20 protein-coding genes are annotated in these 17,785 nt (G+C 40.5%); 12 read left to right on the top strand and 8 right to left on the bottom strand.

Annotation, left to right across the window (positions count from 1 at the left end; translation table 11 throughout):
• Window positions 1-78: 78 nt before the first annotated feature.
• From PseudUWO311_RS08530 to PseudUWO311_RS08540, 3 genes are read right to left on the bottom strand one after another with little or no spacing between them, the layout of a single operon-like run.
• Window positions 79-1,110, bottom strand: a complete 1,032-nt coding sequence (locus PseudUWO311_RS08530; RefSeq protein ID WP_142654770.1) for a YhcG family protein — start codon at window positions 1,108-1,110, stop codon at window positions 79-81.
• Between the two features lie 9 nt (window positions 1,111-1,119).
• Entirely contained in the window at window positions 1,120-1,485 is a 366-nt protein-coding gene (locus PseudUWO311_RS08535) for a type II toxin-antitoxin system RelE family toxin (protein ID WP_142654771.1), read from the bottom strand.
• On the bottom strand, window positions 1,475-1,729 hold the full coding sequence (locus PseudUWO311_RS08540; protein ID WP_142654772.1) for a hypothetical protein: 255 nt from the start codon (window positions 1,727-1,729) through the stop codon (window positions 1,475-1,477). Before PseudUWO311_RS08540 ends, PseudUWO311_RS08535 begins: the two co-directional genes overlap by 11 nt.
• Before the next feature lie 354 nt (window positions 1,730-2,083).
• Between PseudUWO311_RS08540 and purS the strand changes: the two genes are divergently transcribed.
• The 5 genes from purS to PseudUWO311_RS08565 all read left to right on the top strand — a co-directional run bounded on the left by purS (window position 2,084) and on the right by PseudUWO311_RS08565 (window position 6,015).
• Complete coding sequence (purS, locus tag PseudUWO311_RS08545) at window positions 2,084-2,347, top strand: phosphoribosylformylglycinamidine synthase subunit PurS (RefSeq protein ID WP_142654924.1); 264 nt, start codon at window positions 2,084-2,086, stop codon at window positions 2,345-2,347.
• Window positions 2,344-3,054, top strand: a complete 711-nt coding sequence (gene purQ, locus PseudUWO311_RS08550) for a phosphoribosylformylglycinamidine synthase subunit PurQ (RefSeq protein WP_142654773.1) — start codon at window positions 2,344-2,346, stop codon at window positions 3,052-3,054. Before purS ends, purQ begins: the two co-directional genes overlap by 4 nt.
• Window positions 3,047-3,553, top strand: coding sequence for a phosphohistidine phosphatase SixA (gene sixA / locus PseudUWO311_RS08555; RefSeq protein WP_142654774.1), 507 nt, complete (start codon window positions 3,047-3,049; stop codon window positions 3,551-3,553). Before purQ ends, sixA begins: the two co-directional genes overlap by 8 nt.
• A gap of 455 nt (window positions 3,554-4,008) precedes the next feature.
• Window positions 4,009-4,833 (top strand): leucine-rich repeat domain-containing protein, encoded by an 825-nt coding sequence (locus PseudUWO311_RS08560; protein WP_142654775.1) that lies wholly within the window; start codon window positions 4,009-4,011, stop codon window positions 4,831-4,833.
• Window positions 4,834-4,929: 96 nt separating this feature from the next.
• A complete protein-coding gene (locus PseudUWO311_RS08565; protein ID WP_223807506.1) occupies window positions 4,930-6,015 on the top strand; it encodes a leucine-rich repeat domain-containing protein in 1,086 nt (361 codons plus the stop codon).
• A 140-nt stretch (window positions 6,016-6,155) separates the two neighbouring features.
• Here PseudUWO311_RS08565 and PseudUWO311_RS08570 read toward each other — a convergent pair whose 3' ends face one another.
• Window positions 6,156-7,331 carry an esterase-like activity of phytase family protein gene (locus PseudUWO311_RS08570; protein ID WP_142654776.1) on the bottom strand — a complete coding sequence of 392 codons (1,176 nt, stop codon included), beginning with the start codon at window positions 7,329-7,331 and terminating at the stop codon, window positions 6,156-6,158.
• Window positions 7,332-7,335: 4 nt separating this feature from the next.
• Window positions 7,336-8,319, bottom strand: a complete 984-nt coding sequence (locus PseudUWO311_RS08575; RefSeq protein WP_142654926.1) for a tRNA dihydrouridine synthase — start codon at window positions 8,317-8,319, stop codon at window positions 7,336-7,338.
• A 123-nt stretch (window positions 8,320-8,442) separates the two neighbouring features.
• On the opposite strand from PseudUWO311_RS08575, the gene PseudUWO311_RS08580 reads away from it, so the two are divergent.
• Both PseudUWO311_RS08580 and PseudUWO311_RS08585 read left to right on the top strand, forming a co-directional pair.
• Window positions 8,443-9,123, top strand: a complete 681-nt coding sequence (locus tag PseudUWO311_RS08580) for a GIY-YIG nuclease family protein (RefSeq protein ID WP_142654777.1) — start codon at window positions 8,443-8,445, stop codon at window positions 9,121-9,123.
• A 51-nt stretch (window positions 9,124-9,174) separates the two neighbouring features.
• Complete coding sequence (locus PseudUWO311_RS08585) at window positions 9,175-9,369, top strand: hypothetical protein (protein ID WP_142654778.1); 195 nt, start codon at window positions 9,175-9,177, stop codon at window positions 9,367-9,369.
• Between the two features lie 17 nt (window positions 9,370-9,386).
• On the opposite strand, the gene PseudUWO311_RS08590 is transcribed toward PseudUWO311_RS08585, so the two are convergent.
• Window positions 9,387-10,565: a glycosyltransferase family 4 protein gene (locus PseudUWO311_RS08590; RefSeq protein ID WP_142654779.1), complete on the bottom strand. Its 1,179-nt coding sequence runs from the start codon at window positions 10,563-10,565 to the stop codon at window positions 9,387-9,389.
• Between the two features lie 298 nt (window positions 10,566-10,863).
• On the opposite strand from PseudUWO311_RS08590, the gene PseudUWO311_RS08595 reads away from it, so the two are divergent.
• From PseudUWO311_RS08595 to PseudUWO311_RS08615, 5 genes are all read left to right on the top strand, one after another.
• Window positions 10,864-12,057, top strand: a complete 1,194-nt coding sequence (locus PseudUWO311_RS08595; RefSeq protein ID WP_142654780.1) for a hypothetical protein — start codon at window positions 10,864-10,866, stop codon at window positions 12,055-12,057.
• A 103-nt stretch (window positions 12,058-12,160) separates the two neighbouring features.
• Complete coding sequence (locus PseudUWO311_RS08600; protein ID WP_142654781.1) at window positions 12,161-12,448, top strand: DUF3288 family protein; 288 nt, start codon at window positions 12,161-12,163, stop codon at window positions 12,446-12,448.
• 122 nt (window positions 12,449-12,570) lie between these two features.
• Entirely contained in the window at window positions 12,571-12,822 is a 252-nt protein-coding gene (locus tag PseudUWO311_RS08605; protein ID WP_142654782.1) for a response regulator, read from the top strand.
• A complete protein-coding gene (locus PseudUWO311_RS08610) occupies window positions 12,819-13,412 on the top strand; it encodes an Hpt domain-containing protein (protein WP_142654783.1) in 594 nt (197 codons plus the stop codon). The genes PseudUWO311_RS08605 and PseudUWO311_RS08610 overlap by 4 nt, the downstream gene beginning before the upstream one ends.
• Window positions 13,413-13,566: 154 nt before the next feature.
• Window positions 13,567-14,532, top strand: a complete 966-nt coding sequence (locus PseudUWO311_RS08615; RefSeq protein WP_142654784.1) for an exopolyphosphatase — start codon at window positions 13,567-13,569, stop codon at window positions 14,530-14,532.
• A gap of 292 nt (window positions 14,533-14,824) precedes the next feature.
• Here the strand turns inward: PseudUWO311_RS08615 and rdgB are convergent, their stop codons facing one another.
• Together rdgB and PseudUWO311_RS08625 are read right to left on the bottom strand one after the other, a co-directional pair.
• The gene (rdgB, locus tag PseudUWO311_RS08620; RefSeq protein ID WP_142654785.1) at window positions 14,825-15,421 is read right to left on the bottom strand and encodes an RdgB/HAM1 family non-canonical purine NTP pyrophosphatase; all 597 of its coding nucleotides are present in this window, start codon (window positions 15,419-15,421) and stop codon (window positions 14,825-14,827) included.
• A gap of 359 nt (window positions 15,422-15,780) precedes the next feature.
• Window positions 15,781-17,754 carry a DUF3352 domain-containing protein gene (locus PseudUWO311_RS08625; RefSeq protein ID WP_142654786.1) on the bottom strand — a complete coding sequence of 658 codons (1,974 nt, stop codon included), beginning with the start codon at window positions 17,752-17,754 and terminating at the stop codon, window positions 15,781-15,783.
• Window positions 17,755-17,785: the final 31 nt, after the last annotated feature.

Consider the following 17,785-nt stretch of genomic DNA (forward strand, 5'->3'; position numbering starts at 1 on the left):
AAGCCTCTCTATGCATGGATGACAGGTTTCTGGTTATTGGGTATGGCAAAGTCAACATTCTCATTAAAATAGAAAAGCCTACATTCCCCCTAACAACCTAGCCACCTGCTCTGGAGCTGGCAAATGTCCCTGCAACTCCAACGGCAAAGACGACACAATTTGATAAGTGGCAACCCCGATCGCCTGATTCGATTGCCGCAACGCATACTCCACAATCGTGCGATCCTTTGACTTACAAAGAATAATCCCAATCGCCGCATTCTCACCCTCCAACCTCACGCGATCGTCCAAAGCTGCCAAATAGAACTGCATCTTCCCCACATATTCAGGCAAAAACTTCCCAATTTTTAACTCAACCGCCACCAAACACTTCAGCCCACGGTGATACAACAACAAATCAATAAAATACTCCTCATCACTAATCTCTAGACGATATTGACTACCCACAAAAGTAAACATCCCACCCAGCTCTCGCAAAAATGGTTCCACTCTTGTCAAAATCGCCTTCTCAAGTTCGCGTTCACTATGTTCATCCGCTAATTCCAGAAAATCAAATGTGTAAGCATCCTTAACCGCAAGCTTAGCGCGATCGCGCATCTCCTCTGACAAATTTTGATGGAACAAACTGCGATCAAAATTTGTTTGATTCAGCAAAGTCTTTTCGTAGGTCTTGTTCTCAATTTGGTGAATCAACACATTTTTTGTCCAGCCAAATTTTTGGGTCATGCGAATGTAAAACTCTCTCTGCAAATCGTCTTTACACTTCTCCAAGATCACCAAATTATGAGTCCAGCCAATTTCTGCAACCAATGGTTGCAGTTTTTCGTTTGTGCGATAGGTTACATAAAAACTTCGCATATTCCAAATATTCCGCGCCGAAAAGCCAGCCATACCATGAAATTCTATCTGCAAATCTTGAGCTAATTGTTCCACCACTGACTTACCCCAACCAGCCCTCTCTTGGCGAATAACGATTAACTCACCAATATCCCAATAAAGCGCCATTAACTCTCGATTAACCGCCTTTAAAGCCTCATATTGTGCAGCACGAATCCGATGCTTCACCGCCACTAACAAACTTCGATAATCTTCTGTAACTTCAATTGCCATATCTTTAGATTATTCATCATCCCCAGAAATAGAAGCCAAAATACTCAAAATTTCAGCAGAGCTTATATCATCGTGATCGCTCTTTGAATAGATAGTCAATAGAAGTACATTAGTCGGAGACTCAACCTGATAGACCAAACGATAACCCGCGCTTTTCCCCTTTTGGATATTGCTATTCTTTACCCTGACCTTAATCACAATATAATTTTCACCCAGACCAGCAATGCGATCGCCCACAAAATTACCAGCCTGAATTTGCTCAAAAACATCTTGAGTATCTGACCGAATGTTACGATATCGCTTTGATAAAGTGCGTAGGTTCTGCTTGTACTCAGGCGACAAATCAATTTGCACTAAAGGACTATCATTCAGCATCGATTCCGTCCCACATTTTTTCAAAAGGAATACGTTGTCCCGCCTTAGCCTGCTGAAAAGCCCTTTTCAAACTTGCCTTCACCTCCTCAATAGGCGTATCATCAGGATCATCTTCCAATTCCTGAACTGGTTCAGAAAACAACACAATCACACGGACACGACTAGATATGTCCTCATCAAAAGGCTGATCCAGCAATAAATGTCCTTCGCGATCAATTGTACCCGTGACTTCTACTGCTCTCATATAGATGATCTCACTGTAATGAGAAATAAAAATATACTATAGCCTAATCATCAAAAGGCAAAGATTACCTTTCGGCAGAGCTAATGTCCTCGCATACCCAACATTCTTAATTAACATAAAAACGCCGACATTCCCCCTAACAACCTAGACCTGTAAAGACACAGATCCCCAACTTTTTCTAAGCAAGCAAAGACTATTTGTAAACTCACCAAAAAAGTCGGGGATCTTAACCTGTGCTTTTTAAGTTATCTTGCACCTAGGCACTTAACTTTTTCTGGTTTATCTTGCTATATGATCGATGATGTCAGTCATATAGCAAATATGGCGATCGCATCTCACCATTTCACAGCAAGCATGAAGTATCAAGCCCGTATATTTGTCACCTTACGTCCCTCAGTTCTCGATCCCGCAGGTACTGCTGTCCAGTCTGCACTCAAACAAATGGACTACCACGTTGACTCAGTCCGCATTGGCAAGTATGTCGAAATCATCCTAGATGCAGCAGATGAAGCCGAAGCATCTCAAAAGCTAAATGAAACCTGCGATAAGCTTTTGGCAAACCCAGTAATTGAAAATTATCGCTTTGAGCTAACAGTTATTGAGGAGTCAAAAGCATGAAATTTGGCATCCTCGTTTTCCCTGGCTCCAATTGCGATCGCGATGTTGCTAGCGTTACCAGTGGTATTTTGAAACAGCCCACAAGGCTAATTTGGCATACAGACACCGATATTAGTGACTGCGATGTAATCGTCGTGCCTGGGGGATTTAGCTATGGTGATTATTTGCGCTGTGGAGCGATCGCCAGATTTGCACCCGTGATGCGATCGCTACAGGAACATGCAGCAAAAGGCAAATATGTACTCGGTATCTGTAACGGGTTTCAGATTTTAACTGAATCTGGATTATTGCAAGGCGCTTTAGTTCGCAATCGAGATTTACATTTTATTTGCGATCGCGCCCCTCTAAGAGTTGAACGCAACGATTTAGCCTTCACTCAGAAATATCAAAAACAGCAAGTTATTACCTTACCAATCGCCCATGGAGAAGGCTGTTATTTTGCGGATGCTGATATCCTCAAAGAGCTTGAAGACAACAATCAGGTTGTTTTCCGTTATTGCGATGCGATCGGTAATCTTAATGAAGAAGCTAATCCCAATGGTTCGTTAGACAATATTGCAGGAATCTGCAACAAGCAAGGCAATGTACTTGGGATGATGCCTCATCCAGAACGTGCAGCGGAAGGAGTGTTGGGTGGAACTGATGGCAAGGCGTTATTTGAAGGACTAGTGGAAGTATTAGTTGAGGGCTTGTTAGTCAATGCCTAGTTTGTATCTAATCCGCCACGGGATAGCCGAGGATCGCGAGAATTACGAAGATGATACGCAACGCCCTCTCACTGAGGAAGGGCGCAAAAAAACCAAGCAAGTTGCCAAACGTCTCTATGACTTAGGTTTGCGGTTTGATCTCTTGCAAACTAGTCCTTTAGTCCGCGCTCAACAGACTTCGGAGATTTTTGCCAATATCTTTAGCGAATGTCCTGTGCAGCAGCTATCAGAACTTGCCCCTGATGGCAGTTTTGAAGATTGGCTCAAACGGGTAGCTGCATGGCTTGCTCAACATCCACAACCTGCAAGAGCGTCATTAGGAATTATTGGGCATGAACCAGATCTAACCACTTGGGCAGAAATGCTGATCTGGGGAGAAGCTAAAGGTGTTTTAGTTTTAAAAAAAGCTGGGCTTATTGGTATAGTTTTACCTGAAAAGCAACATTGGACTAGTAATGGAATTCTATTTCTATCCATTCCTCCCAAGCTACTAATTTAATCAAGCTTTGGCTTACACAAACAAACCAAGAACTTCAGTTCTTGGTTTGTTTGTGTAAGCTATATTTTTTAGGCGATCGCAAAATTTCCTCTATCTAGTTCGCCAAGTCCTAATACCAAAGCAAGAAGTAGCGTAGCCACTTCTTGCTTTTAAAACCCTTGCTGGGTTTGAGCTTTAACCCACAAAAGTGTAGTCACACTTTTGTGGGTTGGCATAAAATCTTTCGGGAAGTTGAATCACTGATTAATTCATTCTACTTTCTCATTTTTAGCCAGCCAAATAACTGAATCTACAGTTAAGCTTAATTGTTTTTCCAGCAAATTAGGCGTATGCAACATCTAAGCGAAGTTTATTTCTCTATTGATTTCGATTGGTTAGAGATCACATCAACATCCGTTCACGATCACAGACTTCCTTTCGGAAAGGTAGTAAAATTTTAGCAAAACGGAGTCAACATGAAATTGTCTTTAACCTTTAGTGTTATCTCTGCTCTAATCCTACTAATTTTTCAAACCCCACAAGCAGAGGCAGTTCCGAGAAATAAGCAAAGCTTTGAACAGTGGTGTCTGCAAAAAGATTCTCTTTCCGCAGAAACTAGAAAAACAGTGGCGTTACTTCTTGATAAAGCTGGCACGGAGCGATGCAAGTTAGCTAATTTAAGACTAAACAAACTTTCCAAACTTTTCCTCACAGACAATCAAATCACTGACATTACGCCCATAGCAAGTTTGACGAGCCTGACTTACCTCGATCTCAAAGACAATCAAATTAGCGATCTAAAGCCACTAGAAAGCTTGACTAATTTGTCTGACCTCAGTATTGAAGGCAATCAAATCAGCGATATCGCCCCTCTTGGTGATTTGACAAAGTTAGAAGGACTCTTTCTGTCAGGTAATCCCATTAAAGACGTGAAGCCTCTAGAAGGTTTGACTAACCTGACGGTTCTTGAACTCATTGACAATCAAATTAGTGATCTAAAGCCTCTATCGAGTTTGAAAAAGCTGAAAATACTTTGGCTTAGCCGCAATCAAATCGTTGACGTGGAGCCTATAGCGAGTTTGACGAACTTAACTGAACTCGGTCTCGGCGAAAATAAAATTAGAGATATTAGACCACTAGCAAGCTTGACGAACTTGACGGAACTCTATCTCGATCGCAATCAAATCAGTGATATTAGCCCTTTAGCGGTTTTGGCTAAGATGACTCAATTTGGTCTTAGCCAAAATCATATTAGTAAAAAGGTCTGTCCAGTTCAACCAGAGTCTATTTGCAGTTTTTAGATTCTTTCTATGTACGCCGATCCTTGAGCTTACTTTTCATAAGCGATCGCAGACACATCTCCACAGAAGCAATAAAATTCTAAAAAGCAGGAACCTATGATGCAAATCTCTTTAACCGCTAATGTTCTTTTAGTCGCCACACTTCTCCTATCATTTCCTACTCTACGAGCAGAGGCAGTTCCGACAAATAAGCAAAGCTTTAAGCAGTGGTGTCTGCAAAAAGACTCTCTTCTCACCGAGACGAGAAAGACGATTGATGTGTTGCTAGAGAAAGCTGGCACAAAAGACTGTAAGTTGGCTAATTCCAAGCTTAATAGTCTTGATGAACTGCAACTCTATGGGAAACAAATTAGTGATCTTAGACCTTTAGAAAGCCTGAATAATCTGAAATATTTGGGATTTAATCAAAATAATATCACTGATATTAAGCCTTTGGCAGGTTTAACTAATTTGAGATACCTCGTTCTAGGTAGTAATCAGATCAGCGATGTCAGACCTTTAGCTAGTTTGAAAAACCTAAATGGACTCGTGCTCTCTGGCAATCAAATCAGTGATATTAGCCATCTAACAAATTTGACTAATTTAACTGAGCTATATCTCATTAACAATCAAATCACTGACACTAAGCCACTAGCAAATCTGACTAATTTGACTGCGCTTGATCTTTCTATCAATCAAATTAAAGATATTCAACCTCTATCATCGCTGACTAACCTGGCCACACTAGGTCTTATACAGAATCAAATTAGTGATGTTACTCTATCTAATTTGACTAAATTGACTGATCTTTTCATCGATGACAATCAAATCAGTCAGATTCATTTAGATGGCTTGACTAATTTGAATAGGCTTCTCCTCTCCAAAAATAAAATTAGAAATGTTAATTTAACGGGCTTACCTAAATTGACTATCCTTGGTCTTAGATCTAATCTAATCAACGATGTTAAGCTTGTGACTGGGCTAACTAATTTGGAGTGGCTCGATCTTGCCAAAAATAAAATTAGCGATGTAAGCCCTCTGGTAAGTTTGACTAAATTAATTGGACTTGATCTCACCAATAATCAAGTTAGTAATATTAAGTCTTTAGCGATTTTGCCCAATTTGACTGATTTTAGAATCTCCGACAATCCAATTTCTCAAAAGGTATGTCCGTTTAAACGAGCTTCTATTTGCAGCTTTTAGCCTTTTCGGTAACTACTGATTTATACCAAAACACAAAATGGCTACGCCATTTTGTGTTTTTAAAACCCTTGCTGGGTTTGGTTTTTAATTCACGAAAGTGTTGCCACACTTTTGTGAATTGGTATTACTAGATTCTGAGTCTAAATACGCTTTAGGCGAAACAGCAGGAATTGGGTGAATTGACTATCGCTAAAATTATCATCGCTTACTAAAATGAGACTTGGCGAACCATCAGCTAAACGGGGACCGATCACCATTCCTTCTAAATTATCTAATTTAATCCCAAGAGTTGCTAAATCTAATACTAGCTTTTTACGGATTGATCGCACATTGGGACTAGTCCGAAAACTTTTGATGGCTGAAGTATCATTGGCATCACCTGTAAAAATCTGCCAAATTTTTGCACTAAGTCCATTGCCGCCATTAGAACGCTCAAGGGTAAGAAAGTGACCGCCACGATCAAGGGCTACGATGTCATTGACCCCAATCTGAGTGACGGGAGGAGTCATAGCTTCAACAGGATAGCGATGCTCGGCAACAATTAGTGGCGCAATGTTGCCAACTAAGTAATGCAAAAATCGGCTTTCAGATGGTTGTTGCTGATCGGATTGAGCATCTTGGGCAAGAGCATTTTCCGTAACTGTAAAGACACGATAGGGATCACCAATAGAATCACGAATTATTGTGAGCGCTTCAAAACCAAGATTATCTCTTACACCTTGTGGCTCTGCTTTAGAAATATCGCTCCTGTTAGGATTTGGATCTTTTTTTGGCTCGAATAGATAGCGCTGAGGAATCGGCAAACTTCTGATCCATTTACCTGTCAATAGGTCGAACTCATCAATAAAGGGAGGAATGCCTTTGCTAGTTACGCCTTCACTGGAAATTAGTACTGTACGATCGCCTGTTAATGCTATGCCTTCGGGATCAACTTCACCATTAGGATAGGTGTTTCCTGTTTTGTCTTTGAGGAAATCTACGCCAATTACTTCCACTTTTTCAAGATTCGGCTGTTCTTTTTGAGGACTGAACTTAAGTTTGAGAGCATAAAATCTGGCAGGAGCAAATTCACTACGATCATCAGAAATTGCGTAGAAAATATCAGTATAGCGATCGTAAGCCAGTCCCGACAAACCACCAATGGGAGTATTCTCAAACTTCTGTTTTGGTAATTTATACTCATTGACAAAATCTAGCGATACATTCAGAAATGTGCGATCGCTTGCTATTGCTGATGCATTATTAATGCTCAATATTGCCAAAAATGCTAAGCAAAACCCAATTAATAACTTCCAAGAGCTTTTCGGTAAGAACATATACTTATTCACAGGATTCACAACTAGGACGAGCTACCAGATTTTCGTATGGATCGATCGCAAATGGGATGTCAGGCTCAGCGAGTAAATGGCGATCGCACAAATCAAAAAGCTCTTGCTTTGACTGCACTAATCTCATTCCTGCTAGAAACTGCCCTTCAGGATCGATGCCAGTGCCGATAAAGTTTAAAAACTTTTTTAGACAATTAACGTGGGATTTCTCTTTGAGATCATCTCGGTAAGTAATTGCAAATAGATGCTGAATATATTTATACACATCAGAAAGGGTAATCACTTGGACTGGGTTACCTGCAAAGCGATCGCGAATTTGTTGAAAAATCCAAGGATTACGAATTGCAGATCTACCAATCATCACTCCTGCCGCCCCAGTTTCTTGTAGAACCTGTTCGGCTTTGAGGTAAGAAGTTACATTGCCATTGGCTAACACAGGACAATTCACAGTCTGCACCGCCTGACGGATTAGATCATAATGTACTTCACCGCGATACAACTCTTTGACTGTGCGACCATGTAAGCTCAGCATATCAATTTGATATTGATTGATGAGTTGCAATAGCTTTTCAAAATCATCAATCGAGTCAAATCCCACGCGCATTTTGACTGTAAAGAGTCCCGAAATTTGCGATCGTAGCGCTTCAAAAATGCGCTCAATAGTTTCAGGTTCACGCAATAAGCCTCCACCGACATTTTTGCGATAAACTCGCGGGGCAGGGCAGCCAAGATTAAGATCAATTCCCGCGATCGGATAGTTGGCTAATTGTTTGGCAATCCTTAAAATGTCAGGAATACTTTCGCCGATTAGCTGAGCAAATACAGGTCTACCAGTTGTATTCAGAGTGATTGACCTAAGAATCTTTTTATCGATATTGGAATTAGCATAGACTCGAAAGTATTCTGTCACATAATAATCAGGACAGCCATATTCGCTTAACATTTGCATAAACGCAAGATCGGTGACATCTTGCATTGGGGCGAGTGCAGTCAGAGGTTGCCCTTTGATAATTTGTGATGGTAGAGCTTCTGGCAAAATATCTGACTATAATTTTTTAGACGGTGTTCAGAGCCGTTAAAAAAAATTATAGCAATCATCATGAGCGATCGCCCCACTCCTTACAGCAGTAAAAATAGAGATAAACTCATTCCAAGCCAAAATATAGAGCCTAGTGGATTAAGTTCTCTTACAGAGGCTAGCTATGAACAGGGATCGCTTTTTAGTGAAGGTATACAGAGAAATTCGCGACTCTATGACAGTGGCGCGAGCTATGAAATGGGAAGTCAGTCATTACAGGTATGGAAACAGGCGATAGCGAAGTATCAGAGTTCCATCACTACAATGATCCCCGCAGTCCAAACTTCTCTATTTGACTTGCCTTCTACTCACTGCGATCCCCATGCGATTAATCCTTTTGCATTACCCATTCAACCTGCTGAGTTCTATCGTTTACCCAGTCGTGGCAGTGACGACGCTTGCATATACTTTGTGATCGACCTCACTACAGAGTTGCAATCACCCGTGCTATTGTATATTGGTGAGACATGCAGATCTCACAAGCGATGGAAAGGAATTCATGATTGCAAACGGTATCTCCTTAATTACCGCGATTTGCATAATACCCACAACCTTCAGACACAAGTTGTCATGAGCTTCTGGTGGGACGCTCCTTCCTCATCACGTCCACGGCAACAACTTGAACGAAGCTTAATTGAAAAATGGCGATCGCCATTTAATAAAGAAAACTGGAGCTTTTGGGGAACTCCTTTCGTAAATTGACTCGTCTGTAATTACACATACTCACATAACACTTAAAGCGAAAATATTATTATGTCTTCTCACAATTTGAATCCAAATCCCGATTCTAGCGAATTATGGTTTGCCAAGTTTTTTATCGGTAGCATGGTTTCGATCTCTTTGCTGACAGTAATTCTATCTTTTCTGCCTTCACCATCAGGCTTACGCAATTCCCCACAACTTAAAACCTCATTATTGAAATCATTGGTCATTACTGCTGCTGTTTAACTTGAAAGGCGTGACCTTCAGCTTTTAACCTTCAAAAAAACAGCCTCAGTTTGCTCAGCAAGCTTGTCCCAAGCAAAGCTTTCTCTTAGATCTGCCTGAGCATTATTTACTAAGGTTTTTGCATGTTCAGGATTGTGTAGGATCTCGATTATGCCCTCAGCTAAGGAATCAGCATCATTAACGCGAGTTACTATGCCTGTAACTTGATGGCGAACTACTTCTGGTAATCCGCCTGTATCGGAAACTACAAGCGGAATTTTCGCAGCAAAACTCTCAAGAGCAACGATCCCAAATGGCTCGTATAAGCTGGGAAAAACTGCACAGTCAGCGACCTTCTGAAATTTCCAAAAATCAGCGTCTGCCATAAAGCCTGTAAATAAAACTTTGTGATAAATACCAAGATCCCATGCTTGACGCTGGAGCAGGATCGAATAAGCATCGCCAGTACCGATAATCACCAAACGCACTTGATCATTCATCGCCGCGATCACCTTAGGCATGGCATTTAGCAAAATATAAATGCCTTTTTCGTATGTAATCCGTCCAACAAAGTAGATGATTGCTTCTTCAGGCTTCGCGTATTGCGCCTTTAGAGCTTCAAGATCATATTGATGCTCTGCTGTAATATTTTGCCAACGCTCAACGCTCAGCCCGTTATAGACGACATCAGTTTTCTCGGCAGGACAATCTAGCGCCCGTTGCAATTCGCCACGCATATACTGAGAGCAAACAATCACTCGCTGTGATGCCTGAGTTAAGCGGATTTCTTTATGATGGATATATCTTTGAGTATCGTTATGAATCCCATTACATCTTCCATACTCAGTTGCATGGATCGTCGTAACTAGAGGGATCTGAAATTCGTTAGTAATCGCGATCGCGGATTCTTCTACTAACCAATCATGGGCATGGATTAAATCTATAGAATTATTTGACAAGAACTCTCTCGCAAAGTTCAGCATACTTGCATTCATTTGCACAACCCATTGGAAAAAGTCATTATTGACTCCAACGAAAATACGGTACACATGAATTCCATCAACGGTCTCAACTGATGCCCCACGTTCGACGGCAACAGTGATTAAATGCACCTCATGACCGAGCTTAACAATTTCAGGATATAGCTCTGCTACGTGACGAGAAATTCCTCCAATGATGCGTGGTGGAAACTCCCAAGCTAGAGCGAGAATACGCATGATATTTAAGTAATATTTGTATTAGTAAAAACGATAATCAAAGCAAGAACAAGAACTAAGTTATAAAGCTTCACTAACTATAGCAACTATCTATCTATAGGAATGTAGAATTTTGCTGTTAAAGAAACACAATATTTTTGTTAAAAGTGTTGTAAAGCAGCACTTTTAACAAAAATATTGTGTTTCTTTTTAACGTAAAGCACTGCAATACTAAGAAATGGCTCAAGATATGTTAATCTCACAGCATAATTTGTGATACTTTTCATGGCAATCGTGTGAATTGTGACTGGAGGCAGTAATGACAGAAAACAAAACTAAAGAAGTAATTGAGGGCGTTTCTAAGCAAGTTGGGCAAACTTGGACAAAAGTACAGCCGCAGTTGCAAGCGCTATTACTTAAACTTATTAAAAGTTTGCTGCCTGCACTAAGTAACCTGCAAACAAAGCTCACCAAGTCTGAATTGGCGACAAAAGAAGGTGGAGAGACAATTGCAGCACCAAGCTCAGAAAATCTTTCTAGCAACCCTACTCTAAACAAAGCTTTAAATATAGGAAAGGGCTTTTCGGCTAAGGCGATCGCATCTCTAATTGTCGCCTTAACAAAACTCAAACAAAGTCTTGACGGTCAAGAAAGTACTTTGGATACGGGTGAATCGGCGGGCTTGCTTAATGCCTCCAGCGAAGCCGACTCTCCACTAGTATCCCAAGTCAAGCAGGAATTTGGTATTGCTTGGAAATTTGTCAAAGAGCAAGTTACACCGAAAATTTTGTCGTTTCTACAAATGACTGTAGACAAGCTTGATCCGATCGCGACAAATGTTTGGCAAAAGGCTTCGACTAAGGCGGCGGCAACTCCTTCTTTGGTAAATTCTTGGGAAAAGCTCCAAGAAAATGATGCTTGGAAAAAGACAGTGACCGCAACTGCTCCAATTTGGCGTTCAATTAGCGAGATTGCAGTACAGGTTCCTCTGTCCGATGAAGTTAAGCGTATTCTTGATAAGCGGGCTGGTACTATCGCTTTGGTCACTTTATTTTCACTGCTGATCATTTTGAAGCCATCCCACGCACTCAGCCAAAATGTTAAAAAAGTTGCAGCAACACCAGCACCGATTAACAAACCAATCACTACTGCTAAGAAGCAGCCACCTGCTGTTAATAAAGACTTGGTAAAGCCAGAGCGTGGTGATGTCCCTTTAAATGCTGAACAAATTGCGATCGCAAAGATTCAGACCCAAGTTTCAGAAGTCGCTAACCAATATGGCGAATCTCTGCTTGGTTCTGTGCAAACCAACTTTAAGCGTGGACGCTTGATTGTGGCACTTAATGATGGCTGGTATAATTTGGAGCCAAGCCAACAGACTCAATTGGTGACAGATTTACAAACGCGATCGGAGTCACTCAATTTCAAGAAACTATTTGTCTCAGATGCCCAAAATCATTTGATTGCGCGTACTCCTGTAACTGGTAACGAAGTAGTGATTTTGAGACAGTAATTTTTAAACCAGACCAACCCAAAAAATCATTGAGAGTTCTGCTTTGCAATACTCTCAGTGATTTTTTTAGGTTTTTATCTCAGCGCAAAGCGCTGTAGTTCTTATGGCAGAAGTAAAAGATCAAAGACATCCTCAGTACACTAAAGATCGTCAAATTGTGAATGATTTACTGTCTCAATCCGCTCCTAGTAACCGTGATTATGCTGATCTAGCGCGTTTAATCGTTCGTTATAAAGGATTTGTCGGGGCGAGAGATATTCAAGCTGATTTACTTAAGGTTCTGAATAATTGGCAGTTAACCGAAGAAGCACTATTTACCAAAACTAGAGCAATCCATGAGGTTGGCAAAGTCTATATGGCTCAGGATGAAGGGCAGGATGATTGGGCATAAAAAATAAGATGGGGCGATTTGCCCCATCTTATTTTTTATGCCTAAGAGATCAATACTTCGGACATTTTTTTGACGAGGTTATAAGCATTACAGGGCAGTCTTTCTGAGAATTACGGTATTAAATGGCTTCGAGCCTAACCGCTCACAACCATTTAAATAACAAGCGAGATGCAGTGGTAAATGGTTTGGAAGGTGTTAATGCTTTGAAGCGACAAACTTATGATTTAGTCCTTATGGATATCCAAATGCCGATTATGGATGGATTGACCGCTTGTCAGCATATTCGCCAGATGCCAGATCGAGATCCTTGGATTATCGGTCTGTCAGCAAATGCCTTTAAAGAATTGCGGGAACTTCTCTATCTGCGGGCATGAATGATTACCTCACCAAGCCTCTCCAAATTGAAGATTTAGTTTTAACCCTACAAAGAGTTTCCGAGCATTTACAATTAGGTAAACCTGATGCGGAGCAAACTAAGACTGATTTGCTATCTCAAAATCTAAAGCCATTAACAAAAGTTCTTGATTCGTCAAAAGTTAAAATTAGTGATATTGATCGATCTATTACTCCATCTAGTATTTATATGCAATTTGATGTTTCTATCTCTGGGCTTGCTGTAATCAATGTGTCAACTATGAATATGTTAGAGAAATGTATAGGTAAGCAGGCTCTCGCAAAGATTATTGATTCTTACTTAAAAGATTCGGGGCAGGCGATCGCAATGATGCGACAAGCACTGGAGCAATTAGATTTTGCCAAACTTAGCTTTGAAAATCATGCATTTAAAGGTGGAAGTGGGACTTTAGGAGCCGATAGACTTGTGGCTATTTGTAAAGAGTTAAGCTTTCTTTGCAAGTCAAATAGTCAGGCTAGTAATGTCGAAAACTTATATATAGTGATGCATCAATTAGAGATTGAGTTTGACAAGGTGTCTGAATTCTTACAGCAAAAAATTTCTGCTTAGACCAGTTATTATTCAACCCCAAACCAATAAATTTTTAAAGGTGTTGCGAAGCAATACCTTTAAAAATTTATTGGTTTGGGGTTGAGCGCAAAGCGTTATAGTTATGGACAGAATCATAAGTAATGTTTTGTAAGATTATCTAAGGCATCAGATTATGTCAGACGCAACCAAAAAATATCGCTTAATTACTCGTAGTGATTTTGACGGTGTAGTCAGCGCTGTATTGCTCAAAGAACTAGATATGATCGATGAGATCCTATTCGTTCATCCTAAAGATGTGCAAGATGGGAAAGTCGAGGTCTGCGATCGCGATATTTTGACTAACTTGCCATATATCGAGGGTGCATATTTAGTCTTTGATCACCATATGAGTGAGACGATGCGCATTTATGATACTCCAGAAAATCATATTATCGAGGGTGAAGCACCATCAGCGGCAAGAGTTGTTTATAACTACTATGGTGGCAAATTAAAATTTCCGCAGATTTCGCAGGCGATGATGCTAGCGGTAGATAAATGCGATTCAGCACAGTTTGATATTGATGATATTTTGCATCCTAAAGAATGGGTATTGTTGAGCTTTTTGATGGACTCTCGGACGGGTTTAGGAAGATTCCGTGAGTTTACAATTTCTAACTATGCCTTGATGATGGAGCTAGTTGATGCTTTTCGCAGCATGACTATTGAAGAGATCATGGAACTTCCAAATGTTAAGGAGCGCGTGGAGCTGTTTTTTGTCCAACAGGAGATATTCAAGAGACAAATTCAGAGCTGTGCAGAAGTCCACGATAAGCTGGTTATAGTTAACTTGCAAAATGAAGAAACGATTTATGCTGGCAACCGCTTTATGATTTATGCCCTATATCCTGAGTGTAATATCTCTATTCACCAAATGTGGGGAAGGCAACAGCAAAATTCTGTTTTTGCTGTTGGTAAGTCTGTTCTCAATCGCACCTGTCCAATTAATATTGGTGAGTTGATGTTGAGGTATGAAGGCGGTGGACATGCTAATGCGGGTACTTGTCAAATTGGTAATGAGCAAGCTGAAGAAGTTAAACAAGAACTGATTGATATTATTACTAGAAATAATGTAGCTCAACCTGCAATGTTCCTCGAATAGTATTTAAGAGCGTGTTTGAAAAGTTTTTTACCCCCTCTAACTCCCCCTTGCAAAGGGGGAGAATTTAAGTTTCTCTCCTTTGCAAGGGGGGATTAAGGGGGGTAAAAGTAGAAATTTATGTCCGCTTGGAGACTTCTCAAACACGCTCTAATACCAAAACACAAAATGACGTAGCCATTTTATGTTTTAAAACCGTTACTGCGTTTGGTTTTTAATGCCCAGAAGTGTCGTCACACTTTGGTGAATTGGTATAAAAATGCAAAATAGAGTGGCGGCACGAACTGCCTCCACTCTATTTTGTTAAATTCTGTAGTTTGTCGCGCAATATGGCAAGTGCCTTAGCGCGATGACTAATTTTAGCTTTGACTTCTGGTGGAATTTCTCCAAAGGTTTGTTGAAACTCTGGTATTAAGAAAATTGGATCATATCCAAATCCACCACTCCCTCTGGGCGCATCGGCGATCGCACCTTTGCATAGACCAATTGCATCAGCTGCGATTGCACCATCTGGTGAGGCGATCGCGATCGCGCAAACAAACTGAGCTTCACGATTAGCCTGATCCTTAAGTTCAGATAAAACCCGATTAATGCGATCGCTATCTGTATCAGCGTATCTTGCGGAAAGTACTCCTGGAGCGCCATTAAGCGCCATTACTTCAAGTCCTGAATCATCAGCGATCGCCCATTCTCCCGTAGCGATCGCGACTTGAGAAGCCTTAAGATGAGCGTTCTCAATAAAAGTTGCACCCGTTTCTTCGACATCAATGCTGTCAGGTTTAAGAATCAGGGTTACACCTAAGTTAGCTAAATAATTACGAAACTCTTTTATTTTGCCAGCATTACCACTGGCAATTACTAATTTTTTTAATTGAGTTGATATATCAGACATTTGTTAAACGATTATTACTATAGGGATCATAAAAATTACCATTTATATGGCTTAAATTTATAATCATTGGCATTCTTTTAATTGAAGATAGCGCGTTACGCCATCTCTAATTTGGCTTACAGCAATTTTCTGTCAGACGAATAATACCAAAACACAAAAGTGTGGCGACACTTTTGTGTTTTGGTATTATTGGGGTTTTCAAATGAGTGCGTACTCATTTGAAAACCAAAAACAATCCTAGTAATGGTTTTGAGTTTTCATTTTGCCGTAGGCAAAATGAAAACTGCAATACTGTAAATTTTTTAAAATTGTTGCGAAGCAACAATTTTAAAAAATTTATAGATTCGGGTTTGAGCGCTCTATGGTTTTAGTCCAAAGAATAAATCAGATTGGAAGCGATCGCTAGTTTCGGAGTAGACAAAAACTGCGCCACCTAATCGATCAATCACTTTTTTGATCTCATCAGGTAGCACTGGTTGCGATGACTTGTCTTGACTTGGTGGAATATCAGAATTCGGTGCAAACAAGAGAAAGCCCAAAGTCGCGACTTGTTTGGCGATCGCATTAACATTGAGATAAAAATAGCCAAAGTTTGGTTGTGGCATGTCTGCGATCGCGTCGCGAAACATCTCTGATTCAGCAAGAGCAGGTTTGGGAATTGGCACAAAAGCTGATGCTGTATTCGCTCCTAACGTCAGCATTAAAGTCTGGCGATCGCGCCAACCATAGGCAAAAATGCTCTGAGTTTTACCAGTTTCCCGCGTATCGGGAAACTCAAAGCTTGTAAGAACAGTAGCTCCAATCTGGCGCTTTTTGACTTGGATGAAATCTCCACCTAATTTGGAGAGTTGTTTAGTTAATTTGACAAGAGTTGCATTAGCCACATCAGGTTTCGATGTGCGAATTAACGCTCCTATGGTCAGATCAACGCCAATCTCTTGAAAAGGTGAATGATCGCTAGGGAATACCACAACTGCATATTCTCCGTCGATCCAAGAGATGATATCTTTCTCAATATCGAGATCAAATCCAGTACCAACAATCAATGGAGTGATCATTCGCACGCCTTCGACAAGAATCTTGTAGGTTGATTGCTTTTTAGACTCCTCAACAAACCATTGCCATTGACGATTGAGATTGCGACTAGTAATTGCTCCATAAACATTTGACGGCAAGTATGATAGTAGGCGATCGCGAGTTGCCGTATCCTTGGGGCTAGGTGATCTCACTTCCGAAAAATAGCTATTACTCTGACTGCGAATACCCTTGGGTGTTACCCATGTAAAGAGATCAAAACTGCTGTATTGAGACAACGTATATTGCAAGCTTTCAATATATTCTTGTCGGCTAAATCCTGGGATTTCTGAAGTCTCTGGTAAATCCGCAGCTAAAAGTTCGGAAATTTTACCTAGCTCTTTAAAATCGCCATAACCAGCAATTAGTGATCGATTCCACAGAGGATTGTTTAGAGATCGCAAAAAGAGTGGATTATCTGCTAGAGATGGCAACCTTTGCTCAGGCATCTCAGCAGATGTATCAATGATTTTCTGAATCATTTGACGATTAGTCGAAATTACAGCAATTCCACTTGGTAGTTTGGCGATCGCAAATCGCTTAATACTGAAATTGGGAAAGCTTGGGGTAGTTGGCTCAATTTCATCAGGATTGGAGTCCTCTTCATGATCTTTAGTATTTATCGGCGTGTTTTGTTTTAGGCGCAGCAAAGATTGCAGTGAATTTCGCGAGTTCAATTTATGAGAAAGAACTGGTTTTTTGTCCCCAACGGAATCCTCTTCTAATTGCCATTCTAAGATTTTGACATTTTGATATAGAGTTTCAGTGGGTTTCGGCAAATCAAGACTTTTTAACTTTTTAAGAAAAAGCTCAAACTTCTTGTCATCAGCGACGGTCGATAAAGCTGTAAAAGTAAACTCGAATTTGTTGTCCGTATTACTAAAGAAAGTGATCGCTACTTCTTTGCCTAACCAAGGTTGAATATCTTTAGCTATAGAGATTTGAGGAAGCTGACCAAATGAGGTCAATAGTTTGTCAATTGCTGCAACAGGATCAGCTGTTTGAGATGTAGCTAACATCTGCCAAGATTTAGGATCTAAATCCACCATTACTAGACCGATCGCGTTAGTGGGAATCTGCTTAGCGATATTAGTAGAGCGTTGCGTGAATTGATTAGAGCCAGACCCCTCGATGTTTTCGACAGGTGTAGAGCTTTTTGAGATTTGACTAGATATCGGATTACCAATCGAATTTGCGATCGCAGGTAATGCCGATGTACTAGCACTAATCGCCAAAACTGTAGCTAACAAACTCCTCACTTAATAAAACCTCTTTAAAGTAAATGGTGAA

It is taken from the genome of Pseudanabaena sp. UWO311, from assembly GCF_006937785.1.
In the GTDB taxonomy this organism is placed as follows: Bacteria; Cyanobacteriota; Cyanobacteriia; order Pseudanabaenales; family Pseudanabaenaceae; genus Pseudanabaena.

Bases quoted from the DNA above. Each gene is read 5' to 3' on its own strand.
- PseudUWO311_RS08530 (WP_142654770.1), bottom strand. From the start codon at position 1,110: ATGGCAATTGAAGTTACAGAAGATTATCGAAGTTTGTTAGTGGCGGTG.
- PseudUWO311_RS08535 (WP_142654771.1), bottom strand. From the start codon at position 1,485: ATGCTGAATGATAGTCCTTTAGTGCAAATTGATTTGTCGCCTGAGTAC.
- PseudUWO311_RS08540 (WP_142654772.1), bottom strand. From the start codon at position 1,729: ATGAGAGCAGTAGAAGTCACGGGTACAATTGATCGCGAAGGACATTTA.
- purS (WP_142654924.1), top strand. From the start codon at position 2,084: ATGAAGTATCAAGCCCGTATATTTGTCACCTTACGTCCCTCAGTTCTC.
- purQ (WP_142654773.1), top strand. From the start codon at position 2,344: ATGAAATTTGGCATCCTCGTTTTCCCTGGCTCCAATTGCGATCGCGAT.
- sixA (WP_142654774.1), top strand. From the start codon at position 3,047: ATGCCTAGTTTGTATCTAATCCGCCACGGGATAGCCGAGGATCGCGAG.
- PseudUWO311_RS08560 (WP_142654775.1), top strand. From the start codon at position 4,009: ATGAAATTGTCTTTAACCTTTAGTGTTATCTCTGCTCTAATCCTACTA.
- PseudUWO311_RS08565 (WP_223807506.1), top strand. From the start codon at position 4,930: ATGATGCAAATCTCTTTAACCGCTAATGTTCTTTTAGTCGCCACACTT.
- PseudUWO311_RS08570 (WP_142654776.1), bottom strand. From the start codon at position 7,331: ATGTTCTTACCGAAAAGCTCTTGGAAGTTATTAATTGGGTTTTGCTTA.
- PseudUWO311_RS08575 (WP_142654926.1), bottom strand. From the start codon at position 8,319: ATGCAAGATGTCACCGATCTTGCGTTTATGCAAATGTTAAGCGAATAT.
- PseudUWO311_RS08580 (WP_142654777.1), top strand. From the start codon at position 8,443: ATGAGCGATCGCCCCACTCCTTACAGCAGTAAAAATAGAGATAAACTC.
- PseudUWO311_RS08585 (WP_142654778.1), top strand. From the start codon at position 9,175: ATGTCTTCTCACAATTTGAATCCAAATCCCGATTCTAGCGAATTATGG.
- PseudUWO311_RS08590 (WP_142654779.1), bottom strand. From the start codon at position 10,565: ATGCGTATTCTCGCTCTAGCTTGGGAGTTTCCACCACGCATCATTGGA.
- PseudUWO311_RS08595 (WP_142654780.1), top strand. From the start codon at position 10,864: ATGACAGAAAACAAAACTAAAGAAGTAATTGAGGGCGTTTCTAAGCAA.
- PseudUWO311_RS08600 (WP_142654781.1), top strand. From the start codon at position 12,161: ATGGCAGAAGTAAAAGATCAAAGACATCCTCAGTACACTAAAGATCGT.
- PseudUWO311_RS08605 (WP_142654782.1), top strand. From the start codon at position 12,571: ATGGCTTCGAGCCTAACCGCTCACAACCATTTAAATAACAAGCGAGAT.
- PseudUWO311_RS08610 (WP_142654783.1), top strand. From the start codon at position 12,819: ATGAATGATTACCTCACCAAGCCTCTCCAAATTGAAGATTTAGTTTTA.
- PseudUWO311_RS08615 (WP_142654784.1), top strand. From the start codon at position 13,567: ATGTCAGACGCAACCAAAAAATATCGCTTAATTACTCGTAGTGATTTT.
- rdgB (WP_142654785.1), bottom strand. From the start codon at position 15,421: ATGTCTGATATATCAACTCAATTAAAAAAATTAGTAATTGCCAGTGGT.